Raw genomic sequence first — 7,189 nt, forward strand, 5'->3', positions numbered from 1 at the left:
CGACGGGGGCGCCCGCCGCCGCCTCACCTCGCTCCCGGAGCAGGAAGGCCTGCACGATCGGCGCGAACTCGGCCGGCACGAGCGGCCGGCCGAGCGCCTCGGCCGCTGCGCTGATCCGCGACCAGTCGCCGCGGAGCACCGCCAGGCCGACCAGCTGACTCGCCTTGACCCCCCACGCGTCCGGCTCGCCGACCTGCTCCCCGTACGCCGCGGCCGCCTCGATCAGCTCCTCGGCCTCGGCGCCCGACCCGGTCAAGCAGGCCCGCGTCGCCCTGCGGGACAGGGCCAGGTAGCGGTAGCGCGGCACCCGCAACTCGTCGGCGAGCAGCGCGAAGCGGTCGAGCGCACTCGCGTACGTCGGATCGGCCAGTTCGACGAGCGCGACGAGACGACAGAAGTGGCCTTCCAACGCCAGCTCCCGCTCCCCCGCGGCCTCGGCCACACCGGCCAGCTCGGCGGCGACGGCGAGCCGTTCCCGGGCGGTACCCGGGTGCCACCGGACGTCGGCGAGGGCCCACAACGCGTGCGCCAGCACGGAGGGGTCCCCACGGGCCCGCGCCTCCCGCACCGCCTCGTTGACGAGGGCGAGCGCGCGGGGTTCGTCGCGGGCGGGCCCGTCGCAGAGCTCGCGGGCCAGTGCGGCCAGCAACCGGCAGCGGTCGCCGGGCGACCCGGGCGCGATGGCGGCGACGGCCTCCTCCAGGAGGGCGATCACCTCCCGATGCGACGCATCGGTGGCCGTCGTGACGCGGTGCGCTCCCACCGCTGCCTGGGCGAGTCGATCGAGGTCGCCGGCTCCTCGGGCGCGCGCGGCCGCCGTCAGGAACGTGGCCCGCGCCTCGTCCAGGTTGCCGGCGCGGCGCAGCGCGTCGGCGAACTCGACCAGGGCCGCCGGGTCGGTGACCGGCGGGGTGCCCGCAACGCTGATCGCCTGCCGGTGGAACCCGACCGCCTCGTCGAACGCCGCTCGGCGCGTCGCGTCCTTCGCGGCGTCGAGCAGCGCCGCCACAGCCACGGCCGGGTCGCCGAGCGGGAGCGCCGCGGCGCGATGGTGCGCCACCTCCGGCGGCGGCACGGGGCGGCCGGCGATCCGACGCGCCTCCAACTGCTCGGCGATCGCCAGGTGCAGCCGTGACCGGTCGAGCGCGGGCAGCTGCTCGTACAGCACCTCACGGAACAGGTCGTGCTCGAACCGCGCCGTTGCGGGGTCCGGCGACGTGACGATCCGCGCCCGGAGCGCCGCATCGAGGTGCTGGACCGCGTCCGCGAGGTCGATCCCGACGACGGCCGCGGCGGTGGCGATGTCGAACCGAGTACCGACGACCCCCCCGGCGGCGAGCATGCCGACCGCGGGGGCCGGCAGGTGGGCGAGCCGACGGGCCACGACGTCACGGACGGCGGACGGCGCCGGCCCCGTCCTCGCTCCTCCCAGCGGTGCCGGCCGCGCGGCCAGCAGCCGGGTCACCTGTTGGACGAAGAACGGGTTGCCGCCGGTGCGGGCGTGCACCTCCGCGACCACGGCCTCCGGCAGTTGGCGGTCGACGACGCGGCCCATCAGCTCACCGACCGCCGTGACCCCGAGGCCGGTGAGCGGTACCACCTCGCTGTGTTGTGCCACCGCCGACAGCAGTTCCCGCAGCGGGTGGTGCGGTGCCTCGACCTCGACGTCGCGGTATGCCCCCACCAGCAGCAGGCGCGCATCGCGCACGTGCCGGACGACGAAGGCCAGCAACCGGACCGACGAGACGTCGGCCCACTGCAGGTCGTCGAGGACCGCCACGACGGGCCGGGATGCGGAGCGGTGCCGCAGGAGGCGGGCAACCGCGTCGAAGATGCGGAAGCGTGCACCTCGATCATCGAGGCCCGTCCCGAAAGCGGGGGTGGGCAGCCCGAGCACCTGCTCGAACATCATGCTGTCGTTGCCTGCCTCGGCAGACGGGGCCAGGTCCCGGACGACCTGGAGCCACGGCCAGAACGCCGGTGCACCCTGCCCCTCCCAGCAGGTGCCCCACGCGACCGACGCGCCGAGCCGGGCCGCGTAACCCGTGGTCGCTGTCGCCAGTGCGGTCTTGCCGATACCGGCGTCGCCGGTGAGCAGGACCTGCCGTCCGTGACCCGCGATCGCATCGTCGACGGCCCGGCGAAGCGCATCGAGGGCCGGTCGGCGTCCCACGAGCGCAAGCTCGGCGCCATCGGGCTCGGGCACACGCTGCATCCCCGCATTGTTGCTCTGCACAGTGACCATGGGCCCGCTGAAATATGTCCTCCCGCTAGCTGAAATGGTGGCCGGCGCGCAGCGGGCATCCGGGGGTGACCTGCGAGAGGGCATCTTCGGACGGCGCGCAGCGTCAACCGCCGTTCTTCGGTCTCGGACGCCTACGGGAGCGGTCCGGTCGTTTCGCTCGGCCACCGCTCCGGGTGCTGGGTGCCCGCGCGCCGCGCGTAGGCGTGGACCGCCGGGGTGGAGGTCAGGGTGTGGGCGACCGGAGTGGGCCTCATGCGCCCTGATGACATCCGCCCGCCGGGGGAGCGAGGGTCAGGCGCTCGTCGAGGCCGGTGATCGCCAGCACCTTCCGGGCCGGGCGGGGAACATTGGTCAGGGTGAGGCTGCCACCTGCGCCCCGCAGCTCGACGTCGGCGCGCAGCAGCGAACTCAGCCCGGCCGCGGCGAGGAGATCCAGCTCGGCGAGGTCGAACACGACGTGCGGACGATCGCTGCGGACGAGGTGCTCGACCACAGCGCTCAAGCGGTGCGTGGCGGTGGCGTCGAGCGCACCGCGCAGGCGCGCTTCGCAGGGGTGGGAATCGGTGACGAGTTCCACGGCGAAGACCGTGGGCGTGTGGGTCGACTGATGCGCGGCGGTTTCGGGGTTCACCGACGCTCCTTCCTTCCCCATGCGCGTGGAGCGGTATCTGCGCGCTCGGGAGGAGTGTCGCGAGGCTGCTCCGGCGAGTGCGCATTGCGGCGGCTGCTGTTCAACCGTCCACCAGGGTAGGCGCGCTCGCGGGCTCCCACAATGCGAGGCGGATGCCAACCGGGCCGTTCCCCCGGCGCCCGGACGAGCCCTGGCCTCCGGTTGCCGCCCGACCTCGCGTGCACGAGGCTGCCGACCGTGACCGGTGAACACGAGCCTTCCGGCGACGACGACCGGATGAGCTCTCCCCTGTCGCTGCGGGCCGGGATGTCGCTCGGGGACCTCGACCTGCCGGAGCTGTGGGTGGCCTATGCCGGACTCGGAGGCGCCCTCAGCGAGTCCGAGCTCGAAGCCGCCCTCCGCGGCGAGCTCCCCCTGTCCGATCACGAGCACGACGTCGCCCAGGCACTCAACGACCGCTTGGTCGAGCGGGGTCAGGATCATCCCGTGCCCTACACCGACGAGCTCGCCGAGCGGACCGGCAGGACCCCGCGGTCCCGCCGGGGGTGAACGGGCCTCGGCATCGGCGCGCGCTCACCGGAAGGAAGGAAGCGAGGCAGCTCGACCAGCCACCACGCACAGCCGGCGCGCCCGGCGGGGGGGAACCACATGTCCGAGTTGCAGCTGGGGGATCGCCGGTACGACCTCGACGGGCGCGTGCTGGTGATGGGGATCCTCAACCGCACCCGTGACTCGTTCTTCGACCGCGGCAGGCATTTCCATCTGGACGACCTGCTCCGCCGGGCCGAGCGGCTCGTGGACGACGGCGCCGACCTGCTCGACGTCGGCGCGCGGCCGGGCGGTGTCGGCGTGCGGGAGGTCCCCGAGCCCGAAGAGGTCGACCTCGTGGCCGAGACGGTGACCGCGCTGCGGGCCCGGTTCGACGCGCCGGTCTCCATCGACACCACGCGGGCGGCGGTCGCCAGGGCGGGCTTCGCCGCGGGCGCGGTGCTGGGCAACGACATGAGCGGCTTTCACGACCCGCACTACCTCCCGGTGGCCGCCGAGGCCGGCGCGTCCGTGGTCGCGACCCACATCAGGCTGCCGCCGGGCGTAGCCGACCCCGACCCGCAGTACGGCGGCCTCGTCGACGACGTCCGAGCCGCGCTGCGCGACCTGGCCCGCCGGGCCGCCGACTGCGGCCTGGGCCCGGACCGGGTGATCGTCGACCCCGGTCTCGACCTGGGAAAGACGTGGCGGCAGTCGGTCGAGCTGCTGGCGGCGATGGACCGCTTCGGAGAGCTCGGACACCCGCTGCTGCTCGGCGCCTCCAACAAGATCTTCCTCGGCCGGCTGCTCGGCCTCGACACCGACGAGCGCGACGCCGCCTCCGTCGCCGCCGCCGCGATCGGCGTGCTGCGCGGCTGCACGGTGCTGCGCGTTCACGACGCCCGCGGCGCCCGGCACGCTGCAGACCTCGCCACCGCCATCCGGCGCTTCGACCGGAAGCAGCGGGGCGGAACGTAGGGCACGTCGCCGCGCACGCGCCGACCCGAGGGAGGACCGGAGCGCCGGAATGTCCGCCGCCGCGCCGGGTAGGCCAGGCGCATGCCCACCCGCGGTTCGGCACTGCGCATCGTCCGGCTCTGCTCGGTGTTCGAACCCCCGGCGGGCGCGCCCGTTGCCGTCCGGTTCGACCCGGTCGGCGGGATGCAGACCCACACCGGCGAGCTCAGCCGCGCGCTGGACCGGCGCGGGGTGCACCAGGTCGTGGTGACCACCCGGCCCCCGGGCACCCCGCCGCGGCAGCGCCTCGGCGACCGCGGCACGGTCGTGCGGGTGGGGCTGCCGGTGCCGCTGGTGCGCCAGGGCTACGCCGTCCCCGCCGCGGCCGTCGTCACCAGGGCGGCGGCCTCGGCCGACCTGGTCCACGCCCATCTCGGCGAGGACATCGCGGTCGTGCCGATCGCGCTGGCGGCGGCCCGCCGCCACCGGCTCCCGCTGGTGCTGACGGTGCACACGAGCGTCGCGCACACCCTCGCCGTCACCGGCCCGCGGTCCGCCGCGCTGAAGGCGGTGGGCGGGTGGTGGGAGCGGCGCGGCGAGTCCCGGGCGCAGGCGGTGATCGCGCTGACACCCCGGCTCGCGGGCCTGCTCACCGCCGCGGGCGTCCCGGCGGACCGCGTGCACGTGATCCCGTCCGGGGTACCGGACGCCCTGTTCGCCGCGCCGCAGCGGGTCCACCCGGTCGTCGGGCTGCCCCGTCCCCGGGTGCTGTTCCTCGGGAGGCTGCACCGGCAGAAGGGCGTGGAGGTGCTGGTCGCGGCCGCCGCGGCGCTGCCCGGAACGCAGGTGGTGCTGGCCGGGGACGGCCCGGAGCGACCGGCTCTGCAGCGGCTCGCCGACCGCCTCGGCGTCGCCGACCGGGTGCACGTCCTCGGGTTCGTGCCCCGCGAGGAAGTGCCCGCGCTGCTCGCGGCCGCCGACGTCCTGGCCCTGCCGTCCCGCTACGAGGAGCTGGGCACGGCGATGCTGGAAGGCCTGCGCGCCGGTGTTCCCGTGGTCGCCTCGGACACCGGCGGGATCCCCACCGTGCTCACCGACGGCGTCGACGGGCTGCTGGTGCCACCGGGCCGACCGGACGCACTGGCCGCGGCCCTGCGGCGGGTGCTCACCGATCCGGCGCTGGCGGCCCGGCTCGCCGCGGCCGGGCGGGAGCGGGCGCGCGACTACTCGTGGGAGGCGCTGGCCGACCGCGTGCTCGGGGTGTACGACGGGGTGCTCGGGGCGGTTCGCTCGTGACGCCCCGGCTCGCGGGTGGCCAGCATGTCGATGTCGCCGTCGTCGTCGACAGCGACGCGTTCGGCGGTGCCGAGGTGTGGACGACCCGGGTGCTGGACCATCTCCCGGACGGGATGCGCGCGAGCCTCGTGGTCGCCGAGCCGGTGGCCGACCGGATCGCGGTCCCGGCGGGCATCGACCGGGTGGTGGTACCGCTCGCCCGCCACCGGGAATCCGCCCCGGACACGGCCGCGGCGCTCGCCGCCCTGGCTCCGGACGTCGTGCACGTCAACCTGGTCGACCCGGCCAGCAACCGGGCCACGCTCGCGGCTGCGCTGGCGCAGGCGCCGACGGTGGCCGCGCTGCACCTGCAGGGCGTGCCACCGGACCCGCCGGAGCCCGGTTTCCGCGCACTCGCGGCGGCGGTCGCGCCGTCCGGGCCGATCGCGGCCCAGCTGGTCGAGCTCGGCGTGCCGGCCGAGCGGGTCGTGCGGGTGCGGCACGGCGTGCCCCTGCCGGCGACACCCGCCCGCCCGCGGGGTGAGCCGCCGCTGGTCGTCGGCGCCGTGGGCAGGCTGACGCCGCAGAAGGGCATCGATGTGCTGCTCGCCGCGACCGCCCGCCTGCACGCGCGCGGCCGGGCGCTGCGCGTGGTCATCGCCGGCGCGGGCCGCGACGAGGCCGAGCTGCGTCGCCGCGCGGCCGGCCTGCCGGTGACGTTCCCGGGCTTCTGCACCGACGTTCCGGCGCTGCTGCGTGGCCTGGACGTCTTCTGCCTCCCGTCGCGGGCCGAGGCACTGTCGCTCGCGCTGCTGGAGGCCGTGGCGCACGGGCTCCCGTGCCTGACCACGGCGGTCGGCGACACCGTGGGGGCGCTGGACGGATGTGCGCTCGTCGTCGGCCCGGACGACGTCGACGCGCTCACCGCCGCGATGGACCGGCTGCTCACCGACCCGGACCTGCGCCGCGAGCTGGGCCGGCGGGCGCGGGAGCGTGCGGTTCGCGACTTCGCGGTGACCCGGATGGCGGGCGAGGTGGCGAGCGTCTGGCGGCGAGCCGCTCCCGATCAGCGCCCTGCCACTGACGACGCTGCCGTTCACGGCGCTGCCAGCACCGCCTCGGCCTCCGCCAGCACGGCGGCCACCGGCAGCTCGTGACCGCACCGCAGATGGAGCCGGCCGTCGTGAGGACAGTGCAGATGCGGGCAGGGACTGCAGCCGACGGCCACCCGCGCGGTCCGGTGCCGCGGACCGGCATGCGCCCACCGGACGGGGTCACCGGCCATGAAGATCGTCACGCTCCGGGTGCCGGTGGCGGCGGCGAGATGTGCCGCGCCGGTGTCTCCGCTCACCAGGACCGCGGCGTCGTGCAGGAGTGCGGCGTACTCACCGAGCCCGGTGGCGCCCGCGAGGTCCACGGCGGGCGCACGCATGAGTAGCCCTGTGTCAAGCCGCCGCCGGTTGATCTTGGTTGAGGAGTCGTTGGAGGGCTCCGTGGCGGGCGGGGTCGTAGGTGGTGTGGTCGTGCCAGCAGTGCCAGATGACGTAGAGCCA

General features: G+C 75.5%; 7 protein-coding genes. 4 read left to right on the plus strand and 3 right to left on the minus strand.

Annotated elements, in window-relative coordinates; translation table 11 throughout:
* Together KME75_RS38415 and KME75_RS38420 are read right to left on the minus strand one after the other, a co-directional pair.
* Positions 1-2,206: ATP-binding protein (locus KME75_RS38415; RefSeq protein WP_219419859.1), on the minus strand; the 2,206-nt coding region annotated here is incomplete at its 3' end.
* A 289-nt stretch (positions 2,207-2,495) separates the two neighbouring features.
* Positions 2,496-2,876, minus strand: coding sequence for an STAS domain-containing protein (locus KME75_RS38420; protein WP_219419860.1), 381 nt, complete (start codon positions 2,874-2,876; stop codon positions 2,496-2,498).
* A gap of 276 nt (positions 2,877-3,152) precedes the next feature.
* Here KME75_RS38420 and KME75_RS38425 point away from each other — a divergent pair, with 276 nt between their 5' ends.
* From KME75_RS38425 to KME75_RS38440, 4 genes are all read left to right on the plus strand, one after another.
* Positions 3,153-3,425 carry a hypothetical protein gene (locus tag KME75_RS38425; protein WP_219419861.1) on the plus strand — a complete coding sequence of 91 codons (273 nt, stop codon included), beginning with the start codon at positions 3,153-3,155 and terminating at the stop codon, positions 3,423-3,425.
* Between the two features lie 99 nt (positions 3,426-3,524).
* Positions 3,525-4,382: a dihydropteroate synthase gene (folP, locus tag KME75_RS38430; RefSeq protein ID WP_219419862.1), complete on the plus strand. Its 858-nt coding sequence runs from the start codon at positions 3,525-3,527 to the stop codon at positions 4,380-4,382.
* An 81-nt stretch (positions 4,383-4,463) separates the two neighbouring features.
* The gene (locus KME75_RS38435) at positions 4,464-5,657 is read left to right on the plus strand and encodes a glycosyltransferase family 4 protein (protein WP_219419863.1); all 1,194 of its coding nucleotides are present in this window, start codon (positions 4,464-4,466) and stop codon (positions 5,655-5,657) included.
* Positions 5,654-6,793 carry a glycosyltransferase family 4 protein gene (locus tag KME75_RS38440; RefSeq protein WP_219419864.1) on the plus strand — a complete coding sequence of 380 codons (1,140 nt, stop codon included), beginning with the start codon at positions 5,654-5,656 and terminating at the stop codon, positions 6,791-6,793. Before KME75_RS38435 ends, KME75_RS38440 begins: the two co-directional genes overlap by 4 nt.
* On the opposite strand, the gene KME75_RS38445 is transcribed toward KME75_RS38440, so the two are convergent.
* Positions 6,733-7,068 (minus strand): glycosyltransferase family 9 protein, encoded by a 336-nt coding sequence (locus KME75_RS38445; protein WP_246633660.1) that lies wholly within the window; start codon positions 7,066-7,068, stop codon positions 6,733-6,735. The genes KME75_RS38440 and KME75_RS38445 overlap by 61 nt on opposite strands.
* Positions 7,069-7,189 lie beyond the last annotated feature (121 nt).

Source organism: Pseudonocardia nigra (assembly GCF_019396355.1).
Taxonomy (GTDB): Bacteria; Actinomycetota; Actinomycetes; order Mycobacteriales; family Pseudonocardiaceae; genus Pseudonocardia; species Pseudonocardia nigra.

Excerpts from the sequence above, each read along its gene's own strand:
- KME75_RS38425 (WP_219419861.1), top strand. The coding sequence starts at position 3,153 with ATGAGCTCTCCCCTGTCGCTGCGGGCCGGGATGTCGCTCGGGGACCTC.
- folP (WP_219419862.1), top strand. The coding sequence starts at position 3,525 with ATGTCCGAGTTGCAGCTGGGGGATCGCCGGTACGACCTCGACGGGCGC.
- KME75_RS38435 (WP_219419863.1), top strand. The coding sequence starts at position 4,464 with ATGCCCACCCGCGGTTCGGCACTGCGCATCGTCCGGCTCTGCTCGGTG.
- KME75_RS38445 (WP_246633660.1), bottom strand. The coding sequence starts at position 7,068 with ATGCGTGCGCCCGCCGTGGACCTCGCGGGCGCCACCGGGCTCGGTGAG.